This window comes from Acidithiobacillus ferrooxidans ATCC 23270 (assembly GCF_000021485.1).
GTDB classification, from domain to species: domain Bacteria; phylum Pseudomonadota; class Gammaproteobacteria; order Acidithiobacillales; family Acidithiobacillaceae; genus Acidithiobacillus; species Acidithiobacillus ferrooxidans.
Map to the genome: position 1 here is coordinate 1839443 of NC_011761.1, position 18759 is coordinate 1858201.

The following is an 18759-nucleotide window of genomic DNA, read 5'->3' on the forward strand; positions in this document are numbered from 1 at the left end:
ATTTCATTATAGCAATGGATTCCCGCACCATGGTGGTGCGCATCACTCTGGGATTCCGCAGGGGGTGCCCCGGTGGTGACAGATATCGTGGCGGGTGCCGCCCTCGTTGTCATGGCTGGCGACGCGACCATTGCCGGCTGGTCTACAATTGCAGAATCAGGCTTGTTGCTTTCCGTAAACCCGCGACGGTACGTCGTCATGGAAGTTATATGGCGACTACAAGGAGGTGTTTCATGCATGCCATGGTTCTGGAAGAGGTGGGTAGGCCTTTGGTGCCCACTGAATTGCCGCGACCGCGGCCACAGCCGGGCCAGGTCCTGGTAAAAATACTGGCGTGCGGAGTGTGCCGTACCGATCTGCATGTAGTGGACGGTGAATTGCCCAACCCCAAACTACCACTCGTTCCCGGCCATGAAGTAGTCGGCCAGATAGAATCGGTGGGAAGCCCCGATATTTCCTTACAGACCGGTCAGATGGTGGGAATTCCCTGGCTCGCATGGACCTGCGGTGCCTGCGAATATTGTCGAGCAGGACGGGAGAATCTTTGTGACCAGGCGCGTTTTCATGGCTACACCGTGGATGGCGGTTACGCCGAGTATATGGTCGCCGATGCGCGTTACTGCTTCCCTCTTCCAGACATTTACGCCAATCCGGAAGGTGCCCCGCTGTTGTGTGCGGGGCTCATCGGCTTTCGGGCCTTACGTTTTGCCGCGGGAAGACGACGCCTGGGTCTTTATGGATTCGGCGCTGCCGCGCATTTACTGATTCAGGTAGCGCGTTATCAAGGCATGGAGGTCTATGCATTTACCCGCCCGGGCGATAGCAAGGCACAGGATCTAGCGATCAAATTGGGGGCTGTGTGGGTAGGTGGATCGGAGGTCCTGCCGCCACAACCGCTGGATGCGGCAATTTTGTTTGCACCGGTTGGAGCCCTGATACCTATTGCTCTTCAGGCGGTCAAGAAAGGGGGTGTTGTGATCAGTGCGGGGATTCACATGTCGGATATCCCAGCTTTCCCCTATTCCTTACTCTGGGAGGAGCGACAGGTGCGATCGGTTGCCAACCTGACGCGCAAAGATGCCGAGGACTATTTCCCACTGGCACGACGGGTCCCGGTGCAAAGCCATATCACGACGTATCCTTTGGCCATGGCGAATGTGGCATTGGCGGATTTGAGAGGTGGCGCGGTCCACGGTGCCGCGGTACTGGTTATGGGGGCATGGCAGGAACGCGAGACGTGAAAAGGATATGGATTCTGATGGTCCTGTTATGGCCCGCTTCTGCTGCTGGCGGCGGCGCACTCGCGGCAACAACGCCGGCACCAGCTTGGTTGCGTGTTGCCCGCGCGCTTGCGCAAATGCACTATTTACCAGGGCAAGTGGGCTGGACCGGGCTAGGGGGGGAAAACCCACAAATTTGGTGGTTATGGCCGTCAGGCACGCCGCCTTCACTGCAGATGCTCACCCCGAACTCTCCGGGATCGCCCTTGCTCTTCGGGGCACTGGATTTTTTTGCCAAGGTGCACGGGCTGCCATGGTCCAACCAAAGCAGCGACTGGTTTGATCATGACAACCGCCATCGCCTTTATGCGGCTGTCCTTGCCGCCCATCGGCGCGGAGAAGACGCGCCAAAGCCGTTTGTGTGGGTTTATGTGCGCAAAGGCACGCCAGAAACGTTGTCCATCTGGCGCTACAACGCGGAAACGGATAGGGGTAAATGGGTGTTGCAAAGCCCGACCAATACCGGGGTGCCCGGTGCGATCACCCCCAACGGTACCTGGGCAGTCTACGCGCGCTTTCTGAGTACGCGAATGACCGGTTGTTTTCCCCATGGCGAGTGTTATAACGATTCAGGCGTGCGCTTCGTCAACTACTTCTGGGATGGCCGTGCGGTGCACTATTTTCCCCGTCTTGCGTACGGGTTTCGGCAAAGTAACGGTTGTGTGGAACTGCCGTTAAAGGCGGCACAAAGAGCCTATGGAATGATGCATATCGGTACGCCGGTGACGGTGGCGCCATGATACGTTTGAGGCGGCTCAGCGGGAGAGATAATCCATAGTAATCAGGATAAGGTCGCAGTGCGCCTTCTGGTGTTGCCTCCTTCCGCATTTCAAAAGGGGTTGCAAATCAGAATGACGCTGGACGGAAAAATCCGACCTCATGTGCGGACGCGCGCATCTTTCACCATGACTCATGTATACCGTGGGAAAATCGTGACCGTGTCCCCCGTGGTGGGTGTTTTATCCATGGCATGCTTCCCGTTTATTTCATGCCGCTTCCATTCATTAGGCCTGGCAACGGATATATGGGCTGGGGTCAAAAGATTCCCAAAGAGAGGGCTTAATGTTGCGTTGGCGTTGGCACCATCTTGTCAATTGGCTTGAATCGACAGGCATCATCAGCGCGATGTTGTTGCTGATGATGTGGATCGGTTGGCTCCTGGGTGGAGTAGATACGCTTTACGTGATGTTGGGTGCGGGCATTCTGTTTATTTTATTTGCGCCCCGGCTGATGCCACAATTACTCATTCGTAGAATGGGAGCGGAAGTCATTACACCCGGGCAATCGCCGCTGCTCTTCGATATGGTGCAAAGATTGTCCGAACGCTCCGGGCTGGAACATTTTCCGACCTTGTATCACCTGCCCACCCCTGCCCTGAATGCATTTTCCACCGGACTGGATGCACATGTGTCCTTGGTGATTTCCGATGGCCTGCTGCGCACACTTGATGGGCGTGAACTGGCTGCTGTGTTGGCACATGAGATCTCCCATATCCGCCACAAGGATATCTGGGTCATGATTGTTGCGGATCTCTTCAGCCAGATGACATGGACGTTCTGTTTGCTGGGCCAGGTTTTGATCCTGATCAATTTACCCTTATGGATCATGCATAAGTACACCATGCCATGGGGACTGATTTTTTTGCTGATGGTCGCACCCTCGGTAAGTATGTCGTTGCAATTGGTTCTTTCTCGCACACGTGAGTTTGAGGCGGATCGTGGTGCCATGGAACTCACCCATGACCCCCAGGGTCTGGCCAGCGCACTGCAAAAGATGGAAGATGCCCAGGAACGGGAAATGAAAATACTGTTCCCCAAACTGGGGAGAGTAGCCGTTCCCTCGTGGTTACGCACCCATCCGAGGACAGAAGAACGCATTCGCCGACTTTTCGCCACAGCGCGTCCCTTGAGCCATCCGGAAATATGGGCATGGGACCACGGTGTAAGTCTGCCCATAGCCAAAGACCTGCCACGCTGGCGTCACCTGTCGGGTTTTCGCTGGTAGTGGGGACAGCGCATTACTTTCTCACGGCAGGAATCCCCATTGGCTGGCACCCCGTATAGCTCACGGCGGGCGCAATTCACGGTTTTACCAAAGGAGATAACCCCTTGGCGGCAAGCGCAATTCATGCGACTACCCCTCCTGAATCATCCCAAGAGCATCGTTGGCTGATCACCATCGCCTTCATGCTGGCGATGGTGATGGTCTTGTTGGACATGACCGTAGTGAGCGTGGCGCTGCCCTATATGATGGGAACCTTGGCTGCTACGCCGAACCGGATCACTTGGGTGCTCACCGCCTATCTGGCCGCCAACGCAGTCACTATACCATTGACCAGCCATCTTGCCGCCCTCTTTGGGCGGCGGCGTCTTTTCCTCATCAGTGTTTCCGGTTTTGTCGTTGCCTCGGGGCTGTGCGGGGCGAGCCAGACTTTGGCGGAAATCGTCTTTTTACGCACCCTGCAAGGGGGATTCGGCGCGCTCATGGTGGTCTTGGCCCAATCCACCATGGTCAACCTCTTTCCGGGCAAGGAACGGGGGCGAGCCATGGCCATTTGGGGCATGGTGCTGATGGTGGCGCCGGCCATGGGTCCGGTCTTTGGCGGCTATATCACGCAGCACATGGGCTGGCGTTGGCTGTTCTACATCAACCTTCCCGTCGGGATTTTTTCGCTCTTGCTGGGTGCCGCCACCATGCGGAAGAGCGAAAGAAAAAATCTGGCCACCGACTGGCCGGGTCTGTTGCTCATGGCGATTGGAATCGGCAGCCTGCAAATCGTGCTGTCACGGGGTAATGAGGATTATTGGTTTGACTCCAGACTCATCGTGGCCCTGTCGATCCTCGCGGTTTTTGGTATCCTCACCTTTTTGCTGCGGGGATGGATGATCGCCGACAACATCATCGATCTCCATCTCTTTCGCGACCGCAGTTTCGCTACCGCCACGCTGATCACCGGCGTATTCGGCCTTGGCCTCTTCGGCACCACCGCCATGCAGCCGCTCATGCTGGAGGGGCTGCTGAATTACATGCCGGAAACCATCGGCTGGGTCATGTTTCCGCGCGGCGTTGCCAGCGCCGTTACCATGATGATCGTTGGGCGCTTCATCAATCGTTACCAGCCGCGACTTTTTATCGTAGCCGGGGTTTTGCTGACCGGGATCAGTACCTGGATCATGACCAGTTACAGTCTGTATATCAGTCCTGTTTGGGTCATTTATCCCGGTATTATCCGGGGGATCGGCATGGGGATGATCTTCGTGCCCCTTACCGTCATCGCCTTCGATACCCTGCCGCTTGCGGTATCGGCGGAAGCCAGCGGCATTTTCAACCTCGCCCGCACCCTCGGGAATTCCATCGGCATCGCCATCGACGGTACCGTGCTCACGAATGAGACCCAGATCAACTGGAACCAGTTGGGCGGACACATCAATACCTTCAGTGCGACGCTGCCGAATTGGCTGCAAGCCAGCGGATTGGCACCACAGGATCCTCGCGTCTGGGCATTGCTCGGTCAGACCTTATTCAGCCAGGCCGAAATGATCGGCTTCCTGGACGTGTTTCAGTGGATCACCATCATCTTCTTTTGCTTGTTACCCCTGATATTGCTCATCCCCAAGCGTATTCTTCCAACAGGTTAAGCCGAGATGACCGGTACGGATGGGACGAGAATGGACAGGAGGAGCGTCCGGAAGCCCGCGTTGGTGGTGCAGCTTCAGCCAGAGATCCCCGAAGCGCCACACCCGACGGTAGGCTTCGCTCTCCCAGCCGTCCACCTGATTATGGGTTTGGCGGCGCAAGGCCCAGACCGTGAGATCCAGGCGAAAGGGCGGGCGCGGCGCGAGGGTGAAAAATCCCATGCTAGCGCGTCAGGTCCGGCCGATAGCTGCCTCCGGATTCTTCGAGTTCCTGCCACCATACTCCAGAAAGCCTGGAATGAACCTAAAAAAGCAGTTACGGCCCGGCCAGAGCAGGAATCGCCCCATCGGGTAACCACGGTGATTGGGTAATTTAGGCGACGATGTAGCGCACGAGGAGGTCCCATGGCTGGCGCCCCAGCAACCGCTCCGCAGTCTGGCGAACCGCCCGTAAGCCTCGGCGGATATTCTCAATTCCGCGCTCGACCTTTTTCTGCGCGGCATGCATGAGCGTCAGGTAAAGCTGGGTCTGTCCAGCGTGTTTCGTGCTTCGGCCTATGGCGGACAGCAGCAATGGACGGCTGGTGATAGCCTCTCGCCGGGATTCCGGAAAGGCCAGTCGGGTATACCAGCTCCACCAGTTATACACCAGTCCCACCGCACGGGCAGAAAGTCGGCAACGCGCCAGATCCCGGGTGGTGTAGCCACCCCACCCCCATTGATTCTTGAGTTCGTCAAAACCGTTCTCCGCATCCACCCGGTCCCGGTACATCTGCGCGATGCCCAGAATACTTTCTGTAAGATCCGTCACCAGCACGGCGTATTCGTAGACCTTGGTCTGTCGCCGGTCCACGAAAGCAAATTCCAGTTGGCCCTGCTGTTCCTGGGTGGCGATCAGGTTTTGCTTCAGCAAACGCCGGAGAATGACCACCCGACGGCTCTGCTGCCACCCGGCCAGTTGAATACGATCCTCGCGACCTTCCCAACCCTGTCCCGCATCCACCCAGTCCCGGCGGGTAAAAACCCGCTGCAGCAGGCGCTTGACGCGGGGTGACTGACGTAATTTGAACAGGTACGGCTGCTGCCGGGACTCCATTTCCCGAATAACGGCGTCATTACCAAAACCACAGTCGCCACGGACCAGATAAGGGCGCTGTTCAGTATTCAGGGAGTCCAGTACGCGGTTCAGTCCTGGTTGGACATGGTTGGAGGCCGTGGTGTTGCCGGCCGTGACTTCCACATCCAGCAGCAGACGAGATTGCCCATCCAGTACGCGTGATAGGCGTGGGACGGACGCCCCGGTTTGTGCGGATTGTAGCCCACTTCCGCCCCTTCCTGATGCCCGAACAAGGTTTTGATGGTGGTATCGATATCGAGAATCCAGGGCGTGTGACAGGCCGCTGTTACGCTTTTGAACAAATGCTTGCGCATCCATTCGGTCCCTTCGGCTTCGGGGATTTTCCCCAGCGCCCGGCGCAGAGCGTCTTCGCTGACGATCTTGCTCATCCCCAGGATTTAGGGACTCACGCCATCACTGCGTAATGCCGTGACGTGTGCGTAGCGTCGGTGACCTGCCAGGATGGAGAGATTCCAGGTGCCCAATACATCGCGCTTCTTCGGGGCATTGGGGCTGTTGTAGATCAAGGGGCATTCTTCTACCCAGGCATCAAACAAACCGCTGACCTCCAGAAACTCAGCAAAGAACACCAACTGGCCAAAGGGAGTAGCGGCCGATTCCGGATCCCAGGATACCTGAACGCGACCGCCCAGTGTGTCCACGACCATGGCTTTTACTGCCGCAGGAATGGCCTTTTGCGACCGATTTTCGTCATCACCCACAGGGTGAGCCTCCATGACAATGGAAAAACCAATCATATCAAAGATATCCTGCCAAATCAGTAGAGGTAACTGCCGAATTTAGAATAATACGCTGGTCTATCATCAATTGATTTCTGGACTGCTTCGTTGTCAATTGAATAAAAACTCCATATTGTCATGAACGTGCAAGAATAGGTTCATAAATGTGTAACATAACTGTGTTAGGCTTAATGCAAAATGTTAGGTTTTTGGATTAAACAAGGGCGCGCCCTAGAATGAAGTGCAACACCTCTGGTCGAAGGTAGGCGGAGGTAAGGGATGGTAAGAAAATATACGCAATTGATGCCCGATCAGCAGAACCAGATTCAGCGTGGTTTAAACCAAGGTGAGTATTCGCGGCATTGCTAGGCAGCTGGGCAGGAGTCCCAGCACGATCAGGCGGAAGATTCGGCGAGGCTGCGTGACGCACGGACTTATGATGTAATGTGCGGTCGGGAAGAGGCCCAGAGGCGACGACGCGAGGGAGCCAGAAAGTTGACTGTTTCAATTTCTGCTATTGGTTGAATGGAGGGGAAATTATGAACACATAGTTAATAGATACCATTGAAAAAATTTTACCCCATTTCTATAGGAGAAACACAATGTTTAAGATTTCAGCATTTGGTAACGACGTATTCAGCAATAACATCGGCAACGTTCGTGGCAACCGACCATTGAGTTCGAGCGGCCAGGGCGGTATATACTGCTGTTGTTGCGCAGACTGCTGCTGCTGCGGATAATGACAATTAACTAGCCTTTACGTGCGGCGCTTAAAGAGCCGCACTTTTTATAGTTGTAATAGGAGGATAAATGAACATTTGGAATGGTGCATGTAATTTAGGTTTTTTACCGAGTGAACATTTTTTAGTAATATGGTCAGACGGATTACACTTACAAATTGACGGGCCAGTGAAAGAATTAATTAAGGAATATGATGGAGAGCTTAATATACTAGATCGGACAACAAATGGAAAATCCGAAATTGAAACCGCCGAGCTATTAGAGTCACTAAGCACTTTAGGTGTAGTTATCAAGGAAGAAGGTGAGAGGCATGATATACAAGCGTTTAGCAAGGTTACATTTATCGTAGATGACCATAGCAAAACAGCAAACGAAGTAGTCAACACATGTATTTCACTGATGAGCCAAGAATCTTTTAAAACTACATTTTATGGCTGTGAAGTCGATGTCGTAACCCCGCAAGGATTAGATGGAATAGGAGAAAATATGCGATCCAGGTTATTTATAGCGATCGGATTAAATCCGAAAGACTTCTACAGGATTAATAAAAAATTTTCATATCAAAAAATTGAATGGATATATGTCTATTCGCCGTCATTTAATATGGTTCTTATCAGCAACCTAACAGATTACAAAAACGGTTGCTATAAGTGCCTAAGGGGTCTTCATATTGGTAGCCTGCCACACGAGCACATGCCAATAGCTGCTAACATAGAGAGTTGGATAGAAAATGATCAAATTCATTTAGTTAAAGTTAATGATATTTCGATAGAAGCAAAGAACCAATATTATATAGCGCTAACGTCAAGTTTTATTCTTGTAAACATTATAAAAAAAGTAAGGAATATCGTGCATACTATTACATTTGACGATTTAGGTGTAGAGGTCAATCGTAGCGCAACCATAGCGCTTCCACAGTGTGGCTGTTGTACATAATGCTTTGTGGTGACAAACTTCCACAAAACCAGTGGCGACTAAGACTGTAAGCTCTTAATTACACTGTTATAGTATAAATGAAATCAACACATGGAGGATATATGATTTTTATTAATAAGCCACAAATATATGGCATTTTCAGTGAAGCTACAATATCTAGAAAACCCTTATGGTATTCGGATATGTCTTTTGTATCTATTCAAGTAAATCCAGCCATTCGCCTAACTAATCAAAAGAAAGCGCTAAAAGATAATGCCTATAACAACGAGTCCTCAAATTTATTCGTGCATGGGGCATTAGAAAATGGTATAGTTGGAGTGGGAAATGATTTCAACCTAGATACCGCCTATCAAAAAGCATATTCAGAAGCTGTTGAACGAATGAGTTCTTTTCTGATGTTAGAGAAGGATATTGTTACAGAAATACCGCATAAACTAGAAGATAATGGCATTTATTATAAAATACCTCATAGTAATATCGATAAAAATTTAATGATATCATTCACTAATGTTATCCCACTGGCTAGAAGTAAAAAAGAATCCCCGGTGTTATATCCTGCAACGCATGTTTACATGGGTGTTAGCAATCAAACTTGCTGCCATGAGTCTCTCAGTACAGGCAAGGCCGCTCATGTTTCTCAAGACAAAGCATTGGTTTCAGGCGCGCTCGAACTTGTAGAACGAGACTCATTTGTATTGTTCTGGCTTAGCAGATCAGGATTTACCGAGATTGACCATGTTAGATACTTTACTAATAAGTCTATATCTAAAATTTTTGCAGAAACCTCCAGAGCTGATATTTCGATACGGCTATATGATATTACGACAGATTTATTGGTGCCGTCAATTTTATGCTATATAAATCAATCAGCATTTCCATATAATCTAATATCAACAGCCTCTGGGTTGACTTATGAAGACGCTATTGAACACTGTTTATCTGAAATAATGCTAGGATTAATTAGTTATACTTTGGTTACGGAGAGTGTAATTCATGATCAGTTATTATCTTCTATAGAAAGCACTTCGGATGATGTTTCTCTTTTTCCTAATGGAGGACCTATTAGATTCCATAGTGATTGGTATGCTTGCGATCCTGGTAAATCTGAAGCATTTGACTTTCTGAACACCAATAGGGATAAGCACTTAGCTCCATACAGAGGAACTGAATTTACCGGGTTACGTGACCTAGTCACTCACTTACAAAAAAAAGGTATTAACATGTACTATAAAAATATTGACGCTAGCCATTTATCATGTGGTGGAAGATTTGTGGTAAGCGTAGTTTCACCCGATCTGGTTCCTTTGTATAATAGTGAGAGACACCGCCCTCTCGATAACCTACGTCTCATAAGAAGAATTGGAGAAAGTGGTTCACTTAATGAATGGCCGCACCCGTTCCCATAAATCAAACAATGAACATTAGTTTTATATATGATAAAACGCTTTCGGTTCGGATGCATATTTTAATAAAATAATAATTTTTACCGAGATAAAAATCTGAAGGAGATTTAAATTGGATATTGGTGAGATGTTCCTACGCAATATTGGCAGACCAAATGTCAAAAGCAATATCACAACAAGCTATGACATAGGCGCTTTTAATCAGCAATATAATGATTCTATTGTCACCCATTTGCCTGTATCTGGAGAAATTCTGGATGTGAACTTACTTCAATGTTTAAACTCCCGTAGTTCATGCATTAACTTCGACGAAAATGACAATCTAAACGATGATGATCTAGGTTATATTTTAAAAAATGCCTTTGGTTTGGCCCCGCGTGATGGAATTGAAAAACGAGCTTATCCAAGCGGTGGTGGATTTTATCCAGTTGAAGCATACATCGTTAAAAGCAGTAATGATGGAGAACATGAGTTCTACCAGTACGACGTTAATAAGCACGCGTTGGTTTACTATAAATCCCTGTCAGAGGGGCTAATTAATAGCCATTTTACCGGAAAAACGTTGACAATTTTATTCTCTATAAATACAGTTTATAGTAAGGCTAACTATGGTGAGTTATCTTGGCTTCTAGCTTTACTAGAATGTGGCCATCTAGCACAAAATATTTATCTAGTGTGTGCCTCTAGTGGAATAGGCTGCTGTGGCATTGGGGGCGTAAAATGGGATTTAGCTCGATCTCTCGTAGGTAAAAATCGCTACCCGGCTTACGCAATGATCTTAGGCTATACGGCAAAGCAGTCATAATGATTATGAATAGTTTTCTACTCGTTTTTAAAGCTTTACCTACGGTATTTAGTCGTGGTTGATAGAAAGATCTTGTCATGTATTAATGAAATGGTCTCCCAGGAGTATCCGTATTCCCGGGGAATATTACTCTCTGGAAGCCTTGCAGCTGGTACTTTTTCTGTTAAATCAGATATTGATTTGATTGTTATTACAGATCGTGACGAGCTTATTGATAGCTCCATACGTTATAAGCGCTACAATTTTGACATTGTTGGCGGTAGCATTAATACATTAGTGAAACTTATTCATGATGATTGCACTATTCGGCGAGGGGTTTACGCACATATGGTTGGACATTCAAAAGTTCTCTTTGAAGTAAATAATGAGGCTTCAGATCTTAGGACTTTAGCCGTATCATTGTGGGATAACGGTACAAACGTTTGCCCAAGCCATTTAAACACATATCGTGGTACAATTGATGGCATTCTTGCAAATATTAAGAACATCCATGATGACTTGGAAAAATGTATTAATATTGATGGCGAGCGTTTATATGTGACTGCAAATCTTGTTTGGGCAATGACTCAGTATATCACTCATAAAAAAGGCCGCTGGATTGGAGGCGTGGGTAAATGGCAGTTCAGACATTTACGTGAGGCAAATACTGATATCGACGACTTTGTCCAAGCTTGCTACGCATATCTATTAAGTAATGATCCGTCATTGTTGATAGATATTACTGCCAAATACATCAGTTAATTGAGAGGATAATATAGTGTATTTCGACCAATCTAAGCGTTTACTATTTATACACAACCCGAAAACTGGCGGTAGCTCTATTCGTCGCATACTTAGCTTGCATGACCATGGAAATGCTAGGTTTATTCATGTTAGTACCTATGAACTTAAAGATTGCATTTTACAAGAGCTATGGGATCAATATTTTATTTTTGCGATGGTCAGAAATCCATGGCAGAGAATTGTTTCATTATACTATTATCACCGATCAGTTGGTTATGCAAGATGGGCTGGACTAACCGATCATCATCTTTTAGCTCGTTATTATAATTTTTCTGAATGGATGGACTTTAATTTAAAACATGAAAAATCGATCTGGTTTGGTATCCCTCAAAATATATGGATAGATGGCGTTCCAAATGTGGGTATGTATGAATCATTTGATGATTTTATTTCTAGTATATGCCAGAAGTTTGATGTTGTTTATGAGAATATAGTCGTAAATAAAGGTGAGGCTGATCAGAGTACCTATAAGGATCACTTTGTAAAGCAGGAACATATTGACTACATTGGCAAAATAGACCATGTTATCATTGATAGGTTTGGTTATAGCTTTTGATTTTCTTCTGATTAGCACGGTTTTTCCGCTCTGTTTAGTATTTCCTTTTTTCGATGACACACAATCTAATGATCTTTATAGGCCAAGGGGTGTTTCATGCCGATGAATCGCGTTCAGTTCCAACAAAGACGGTGTCTTCGTGTCTCACTGAGTCCATGCACTGCTTTGGTAACGAAGGGCAGTACGCCACAGCATTGGAGACCGTACAGTGGTCGGAGAGCTTTCAATGCCCGCAATGCGGTTACGTTAAATAAAACGTCCTAAAAAGTGGCTCACGCAAACTTTCAGTGCCCCTCCTGCCGACGACACCGCACTTCGCTCATTGCCGGTACGGTGTTCCAAAGCACGCACCTTCCGCTGACCATTTGGTTTCTGGCCATCCATCTGATTAGCCAGGTTAAGACGGGCTTGTCTGCACTGGCGCTGAAGCGCCAATTGGGCGTCAGTTATCCCACAGCCTGGCGCATCCACCACAAGCTGACGCAGGCCATGGTTAAACGCGAGGAGATCTACACGCTACAAGACGAGGTACGAGCCGACGATGCGTATCTGGGATGCGGACAGCCCTGCGGCAGGGTTAGTCGCGGGTCGGAAAACAAGGTCCCCTTCGTCGCGGCGGTCCCTCTGGATGAGCAGCATCATCCCGTCTATGCCAAATTTACGGCCATTATTGACTTCCCGCGCACTGCAGATTGGGCACAAGACTTCTTCACGCCCTACTGCACTGCACTGGCAGACGGACTCGCCCATTTCAATGGTGTCGCCGATGCATGCTGTCACCACGATGTGATGGTGGCGGGTGGCCGCAAGCCTCGGGGCCTGCCTCAGTTCTTGTGGGTCAATACCCTGCTCAGCAATCTAAAAACCAGTACCTCCGGTGCCTACCACGCTTTCAAATTCAGCAAATACACGCAACTTTACCTCTCCGTCGTGACTTACCGCTTCAATCATCGCTTCCGTCACGCCGATCTTCCGGCAAGCCTGTTCAGAGCCGCCGCCAGTGTCGCGCCTCGCTCGGAGCGATGGGGCTCCGCGCAAGAGTGTAATCGTGCTAATAACTTTTTTGAACGTGGTAATTTTATGATGGTGAGCCACGAAATGCTTATGTATTTTTTTATTATTATGCGCTTGCGGTTCCCGTTAGTACCACTTCTTTTTTTGATTCCTAGCGCGAGTGCAGCGCCTCTCGACCTGCTCGTTCATGATCCTCTTGATACCCAGGGATTGGTAAAGCAACCGCTGGGACAAATCTGGCATGATCCACAGCTCAAACTCCCGCAAATTCGGCTACCCAAAGAACAGACCTTCACCAAAGCCCAAAGCCTCGCTGCGCTTACCACCTACGCCCTCGCCCACAATCCGCAAACACGGGTGGCTTTCGAGAATCTGCAGGCGTCCGCAGTGGGGCTGGGGGTCGCGGAATCGGCGTGGTTGCCGAGTCTTTCCCTCACCGACAATGCGGCCCGCTCGCAAAGTAACACCACGGCGGGTTTCAGTATTCCGATCCTCAACAGTAATTCGGATACACTGAGTTTAAGTTACGTCCTCCTCGATTTTGGACTGCGTAGCGCCCAGCGCGACGCGGCACTCGCACAGATTTATATTTCCGGGTTCAACAACAATAGCGCCCTGACCAAAGTCGCACTGACGGTGACCCAAAACTATTACCAGCTGATCGGTGAACAGGCGCTGGTACGCGCCTATGCGCAAACCGTCAAGGAAGATGAAGCCAATTTGGACGCCGCACAATTGAAACAGCATGCGGGTATGGCGACCATTGCCGATGTCCTGCAAGCCAAGTCGGCTCTCGCCCAGGCCCAGGCCCAATTGATCTCCGCCCAGGCGACCGTGCGCTCCGATAACGGTGCGCTCGCAGGTAGTTGCGGATTGTCACCCGGCAATGCCATTCCTATTGTTCCACTCAATACCCATCGTCTGCCTCCCCATATCACGCCTTCTGTGCACTCTCTGGTATTACATGCGACCCAAAACAACCCCAGCGTGCAGGCTGCCGCCGCCCAGATACTCGCCAGCCGCGCGACCTTACGCGAAGATCAGGCGCAAGGTTTACCCACTCTCAGCGCCTCGGTATCCGGCGGCAAACGCTTTCAGAATGGGTTGGGACCTTCCCAAAACTGGGCTATCGGCCTCAGCCTCAAAGTGCCCCTTTTTACGGGCTTTCATGATAGTTATCAGATTCAGCAGGCGCGGCGACAGGAGCGCAGCGCCCGGGCCTCACTGAACCAGGAGACCCAAAGTATTGCCTTAACGGTGTATCAGGATTATCAGACCGTCATGGGTGCGCGCTCGGCGGCAAAAGCTGCACAAATTGCGGTCAATAGTGCCCAGGCTTCGCTGGCTGCCATTCGCGCCCAATACAAGGTAGGACTTTCCACCATGCTCAATTTGCTGACTGCCCAGGCGACGCTGACGACTGCTGAGCAGACCCGGATTCAGGACATTACAACGGCCTATGTGCAACTGGCCAATCTCGCCAACGCCCTGGGAATGATCGGACTCCCCAACACTACAACAGGATTCCACTCATGATGCGTTCCCTGCCCGTAAAATCCCTGTTGCTTCCCGTTGCGGCAGCCCTGATCCTGGCGGGCTGCGCCCAGCATAAGCCGCCCCACAAAAACACGGCGCTGCCCGTGGAAACTGCGACGGTGCAGACCGGCAACCTGCCCATTGTGGTCAACACCCTGGGGCAAGCAGTGGCGTCCCATAGTGTCACCATCACCCCACAGGTAAGCGGCATTTTGCAAAAGGTTGCCGTCCACTCGGGGCAAGTGATTCAAAAAGGCCAGCTTCTATTCCAGATTGACCCTGCCACACCGGGTGCTCAGGTGGCTGAAGATCGAGCCAATCTGCAGGGTGAAATCGCTCAGCAACAATATGATGACGCGCAGGTCAAGGCTTATGCGCCTTTGCTCAGCAAGGATTATGTCACCCGTCAGACGGTCCAGCAGGCACAGGCACAGGCCAACACGGCGGCCGCCACCGTGGCCGCTGATCAGGCGGCGCTGCAGGCCGCCCGGATTACCCTGGCTGAAACCCGGATTACCGCCCCCATCAGTGGTAGTGTGGGAATCCTGAGTCTCAAATCCGGTAACCTGGTCACCGCCAACAGCACGCAACTGGTAACCATCAATCAGATTCAACCCATCTACGTGCAATTCAGTCTGCCTGAAACCTATCTCAACGATTTACATACCGCCATTAGCGATTACTCCGGCAAGGTGGACGTCTGGGATGAGAACCATCAGACCCGGATCGGCACCGGGACGGTCACGGTGATTGATAATACCGTCAACACGGCTTCAGCGACGGTTACGGCACGCGCCACTCTCAGTAATCAACCAGCCCGGCTCTGGCCCGGTGAATATGTGCAGGTGGATTTCACCGCTCAAGAGCTCCACCATGCCCTGATCATTCCCGCAACTGCCTTACAGCAGGGTGTCTCCGGCTCTTTTGTCTATACCATAAAAAAAGACAAGGCTGTCATGCAGGCCGTGCAATTTTTGGGGCAGAACGGTAAGCAGGTTGCCATAGCCGGAAGCCATTTATTGGGAGACAGCGTGATTGTGGGGGCGCCGACCCGGCTTCATCCCGGTTCTGAAGTGCGCGTGATCAAGCCATGAACTTATCGGCACCCTTTATTCGTCGCCCCGTCGCCACAACAGTACTCGCAGTAGCCGTGGCCTTGCTGGGTTTATTTGCCTACTTGCAATTACCCACGGCTTTACTTCCCAACGTCAGCTTTCCGATGGTGATGGTCACCGCAGAACTCCCGGGAGCCAGCCCCAAAACCATGTCCAGCGCGGTAGCCACCCCACTGGAAAGGCAATTTGCCAGCATTCCCGGCCTCAACTCCATGAGTGCCGTCAGTCAAAACGGAGTGACCCAGATCACCCTGCAGTTCGATCTCAGCAAATCCCCGCTGGGTGCCACCCAGCAAGTTTCCAACGCCGTTTCCCAGGCTCAGCATTTTTTACCACCGGGCATGCCCGAGCCGCCTTCGGTCCGGCAAATGAATCCTTCGGCCCAGCCCGTTTTTTATATTGGCATGTCTGCTCCCAACATGCCGCTTTATGATCTGGACAAATACGCTCAAACCAAGGTCAGCACGGCATTATCAGGTATATCCGGGGTATCTGACGTGCAAATTTACGGGGCGCAAACCTACGCCGTGCGCATTTATGTGAATCCTTTTGCCCTTTCTGCCCGGGGCCTGAGTCTGCAGGCCGTACAAAGCGCCCTGGGTAATGCCAACGTCAACCTGCCCGGTGGCACCCTGGATGGGGGTGATCAGGCTTTCGCCACCCAGGTACACGGTCAGTTACATACCGCAGAAGCCTACAACCATCTGGTTCTGGCCTATGAGGGCGGACAGGCGGTTCCCCTCAGTGCGGTTGGCAAGGCCGTCAACAGTACCCAGGATAACCAACAGGAAACCTGGATCAACAAAACTCCCGGTATTGTTCTCGCTGTAACACGACAGCCAGGCAGCAATACCGTCGCCATTTCCAACAAAATCCGCGCCATGTTGCCGCAATTGCAGGCTGCCATGCCCGGCGGGGTGCATCTGACCAATGTTTTCGATTTGGCCGATTACATTCGCGCGGCGGTACACGAAGTACTGATGACCCTCATCCTCGCCAGCATTCTGGTAGCAGGCGTCATGTGGCTGTTTCTGCGCCGCCCCTCGGCCACCCTCATCGGCGCAGTCGCCATACCCCTTTCCTTGCTGGGTACCTTTCTGGTCATGATGCTGCTCGGCTTCAGTATCAATACCCTGACCTTGCTGGCGCTGACTCTTTCGGTGGGCTTTGTGGTGGATGATGCCGTGGTGATGCTGGAAAACATCAACCGACACATCGACCGGGGAGAAACCGGCATGACTGCCGCCCTCAATGGCAGCCGGGAAATCAGTTTTACGGTCCTGTCCATGACCTTGTCCCTGTCCATCATTTTTCTTCCTCTGATTTTTCTGGGTGGCTTTGTCGGCCATTTGTTCTCGGACTTTGGGGTCAGTATTGCCGTGGTCATCCTGATTTCCGGGATGGTCGCCCTGAGCGTCACGCCCATGCTTTGCAGTCGTTATCTCAAACCCAATCACGCCCATACCCCGACCGACCTGCACGATACCGGTCACTTGCCTGAAGACGGGATTTTTCAGCGATTTTTCAAGGGCAGTCGCGATTTTTATATTCGCACCCTGAAAGTTGCCTTGCAGCACAAATACTGGATGCTGGCCCTGGCTGGACTTTCACTGGCGGGTAGTGTCTGGCTGGTAATGATTGTTCCCAAGGCTTTTTTACCTAGCCAGAACTCGGGAATGATCAATGCCAATATTGAATACCCTACCGGGATGACCTTTGCAGAAGTCAGCCATGAGCAGTCAGAAATCGCCCGGGTGGTGAAATCCAATCCACGTATTCAATCGGTGGTGTCTTCTGCTGGACAAGGGCCCGGCGGTTTCGGTAGCAGCACTTCGGGACACATGTTTATTCACATTCGCAATGGGTACGCGCCAGAAACGGAAGAAATCATCGAGGATCTCAACCGTGCCACACAGGGCTTCCACAATGCCCAGGTTGTATTCCAAGGACCACAGAGCGCCCACTCAGGTACCGCGAGTGATAATGGCAGCTACGTTTATGAACTCATTGGCAACAACTGGACCGACCTCAACGCCGCCACCCTGAGAATGACCGCAGCGCTACGCCGTTTGCCGCAACTCAGCTCCGTCAGCAACAGCCTGCAAAACAATAACCCCCAGGTGGCCATCAAAATCAACCGGCCCTGGGCCACGGCCCTCGGCGTTACTCCGGCCGCCATTGAAAACACCCTCGGTCTCGCCTTCGGTGGCCATGAGGTAGGAACGATTTATGGTGCCAATGACCAATATGAAGTCATTATGGAACTCGAACCCCGCTATCAACACAACATCAATGCCCTCTCGACCCTCAGCGTAGCAGGGGCTGGGGGCACGCTGGTACCGCTCTCGGCGGTGGCAGAATTTCATTACGATGCCGCTCCCCTCACCCTGATGCAACACAACGGTCAGCCCTCAACCACGATCTCCTTCAATCTCGCGCCGGGGGCCAACCTCGGCCGCGCCATTTCCGCACTGCAGAGTAAAGCCAAGGACATATTGCCCGCCGGGATCGCCGGCCATCTGGGCGGCACTGCGGCGCAATTCCAGTCCGCTTTCAAATCGTTGCCATTTTTGTTGTTGGCCACCGTACTGCTCATTTATGTAGTGCTGGCCATTCTCTACGAGCATTTTCTGCATCCTCTGACCATTCTGACCGCCTTGCCCCTGGCGGCTTTCGGAGCCTTGCTGTCATTGGTTATTTTTAACGAGCCCCTCGAGTTGTACAGCTTCATCGGCATCATCATGCTGCTCGGGCTGGTCAAGAAAAACGGCATCATTCTCGTCGATTTTGCGGTCAGTCGCCGTCGCGAAGGCGCCAGTGCCTATGAGGCCATCGTCGATGCCTGCACAATCCGCTATCGCCCCATCATGATGACCACTTTTGCCGCCATCCTTGGTGTACTTCCCATTGCCATCGGCTTTGGCGCCGGCGCAGATAGCCGGGTACCCTTGGGCATCGCCGTAGTCGGTGGCCTGATATTTTCCCAGTTTTTGACACTTTACATTACACCCGCTTTTTATTTATTTTTTGATGAATTACAAGCGGCTCCCAAGTATTTCAACTGGTTATTTGGGCGTTAAATAAGTTGACGACAGGAG

At 51.1% G+C, this 18759-nt stretch carries 16 protein-coding genes and 2 pseudogenes; 14 read left to right on the forward strand and 4 right to left on the reverse strand.

The genetic code is table 11. From position 1 onward, the window contains the following. Positions 1-233 precede the first annotated feature (233 nt). The 4 genes from AFE_RS09635 to AFE_RS09650 all read left to right on the forward strand — a co-directional run bounded on the left by AFE_RS09635 (position 234) and on the right by AFE_RS09650 (position 4918). The gene (locus AFE_RS09635; protein WP_009567700.1) at positions 234-1241 is read left to right on the forward strand and encodes a zinc-dependent alcohol dehydrogenase family protein; all 1008 of its coding nucleotides are present in this window, start codon (positions 234-236) and stop codon (positions 1239-1241) included. Beyond that, the gene (locus tag AFE_RS09640; RefSeq protein ID WP_157293215.1) at positions 1238-2020 is read left to right on the forward strand and encodes a L,D-transpeptidase; all 783 of its coding nucleotides are present in this window, start codon (positions 1238-1240) and stop codon (positions 2018-2020) included. Before AFE_RS09635 ends, AFE_RS09640 begins: the two co-directional genes overlap by 4 nt. A 322-nt stretch (positions 2021-2342) precedes the next feature. Continuing rightward, positions 2343-3284, forward strand: a complete 942-nt coding sequence (locus AFE_RS09645; protein ID WP_009567117.1) for a zinc metalloprotease HtpX — start codon at positions 2343-2345, stop codon at positions 3282-3284. Between the two features lie 104 nt (positions 3285-3388). Next, positions 3389-4918 (forward strand): DHA2 family efflux MFS transporter permease subunit, encoded by a 1530-nt coding sequence (locus AFE_RS09650; RefSeq protein ID WP_012536962.1) that lies wholly within the window; start codon positions 3389-3391, stop codon positions 4916-4918. On the opposite strand, the gene AFE_RS16825 is transcribed toward AFE_RS09650, so the two are convergent. The 4 genes from AFE_RS16825 to AFE_RS09670 form a co-directional block, all read right to left on the reverse strand. Beyond that, positions 4871-5137, reverse strand: a complete 267-nt coding sequence (locus AFE_RS16825) for a hypothetical protein (RefSeq protein ID WP_012536963.1) — start codon at positions 5135-5137, stop codon at positions 4871-4873. The genes AFE_RS09650 and AFE_RS16825 overlap by 48 nt on opposite strands. A 151-nt stretch (positions 5138-5288) precedes the next feature. Continuing rightward, on the reverse strand, positions 5289-6155 hold the full coding sequence (locus tag AFE_RS09660; RefSeq protein ID WP_012536964.1) for a transposase: 867 nt from the start codon (positions 6153-6155) through the stop codon (positions 5289-5291). Next, positions 6101-6421, reverse strand: a complete 321-nt coding sequence (locus tag AFE_RS09665) for a hypothetical protein (protein WP_012536965.1) — start codon at positions 6419-6421, stop codon at positions 6101-6103. Before AFE_RS09665 ends, AFE_RS09660 begins: the two co-directional genes overlap by 55 nt. Before the next feature lie 9 nt (positions 6422-6430). Next, the gene (locus AFE_RS09670) at positions 6431-6790 is read right to left on the reverse strand and encodes a hypothetical protein (RefSeq protein WP_012607314.1); all 360 of its coding nucleotides are present in this window, start codon (positions 6788-6790) and stop codon (positions 6431-6433) included. A gap of 261 nt (positions 6791-7051) precedes the next feature. Here AFE_RS09670 and AFE_RS16135 point away from each other — a divergent pair. The 10 genes and pseudogenes from AFE_RS16135 to AFE_RS09695 all read left to right on the forward strand — a co-directional run. Beyond that, a pseudogene (locus AFE_RS16135) lies at positions 7052-7270 on the forward strand (helix-turn-helix domain-containing protein); the annotation flags it as partial. A 312-nt stretch (positions 7271-7582) separates the two neighbouring features. Next, positions 7583-8449 (forward strand): hypothetical protein, encoded by an 867-nt coding sequence (locus AFE_RS15375; protein WP_012536966.1) that lies wholly within the window; start codon positions 7583-7585, stop codon positions 8447-8449. A 101-nt stretch (positions 8450-8550) separates the two neighbouring features. Beyond that, positions 8551-9855: a YcaO-like family protein gene (locus AFE_RS09675; RefSeq protein WP_012536967.1), complete on the forward strand. Its 1305-nt coding sequence runs from the start codon at positions 8551-8553 to the stop codon at positions 9853-9855. A 109-nt stretch (positions 9856-9964) separates the two neighbouring features. Further along, positions 9965-10657: a nitroreductase family protein gene (locus tag AFE_RS15705; RefSeq protein ID WP_074874203.1), complete on the forward strand. Its 693-nt coding sequence runs from the start codon at positions 9965-9967 to the stop codon at positions 10655-10657. 54 nt (positions 10658-10711) lie between these two features. Beyond that, positions 10712-11398: a nucleotidyltransferase domain-containing protein gene (locus tag AFE_RS15710; RefSeq protein WP_148208624.1), complete on the forward strand. Its 687-nt coding sequence runs from the start codon at positions 10712-10714 to the stop codon at positions 11396-11398. 16 nt (positions 11399-11414) lie between these two features. Beyond that, entirely contained in the window at positions 11415-11996 is a 582-nt protein-coding gene (locus AFE_RS15715) for a sulfotransferase family 2 domain-containing protein (RefSeq protein ID WP_012536969.1), read from the forward strand. Positions 11997-12092: 96 nt separating this feature from the next. Then, positions 12093-13019 (forward strand): annotated as a pseudogene (locus AFE_RS17100) (IS1595 family transposase); the annotation flags it as partial. Between the two features lie 99 nt (positions 13020-13118). Beyond that, complete coding sequence (locus AFE_RS17105; RefSeq protein WP_041647398.1) at positions 13119-14546, forward strand: TolC family protein; 1428 nt, start codon at positions 13119-13121, stop codon at positions 14544-14546. Continuing rightward, positions 14543-15640, forward strand: coding sequence for an efflux RND transporter periplasmic adaptor subunit (locus AFE_RS09690; protein ID WP_012536971.1), 1098 nt, complete (start codon positions 14543-14545; stop codon positions 15638-15640). Before AFE_RS17105 ends, AFE_RS09690 begins: the two co-directional genes overlap by 4 nt. Further along, complete coding sequence (locus tag AFE_RS09695) at positions 15637-18741, forward strand: efflux RND transporter permease subunit (RefSeq protein WP_012536972.1); 3105 nt, start codon at positions 15637-15639, stop codon at positions 18739-18741. The genes AFE_RS09690 and AFE_RS09695 overlap by 4 nt, the downstream gene beginning before the upstream one ends. The last annotated feature ends 18 nt before the right edge of the window (positions 18742-18759 follow it).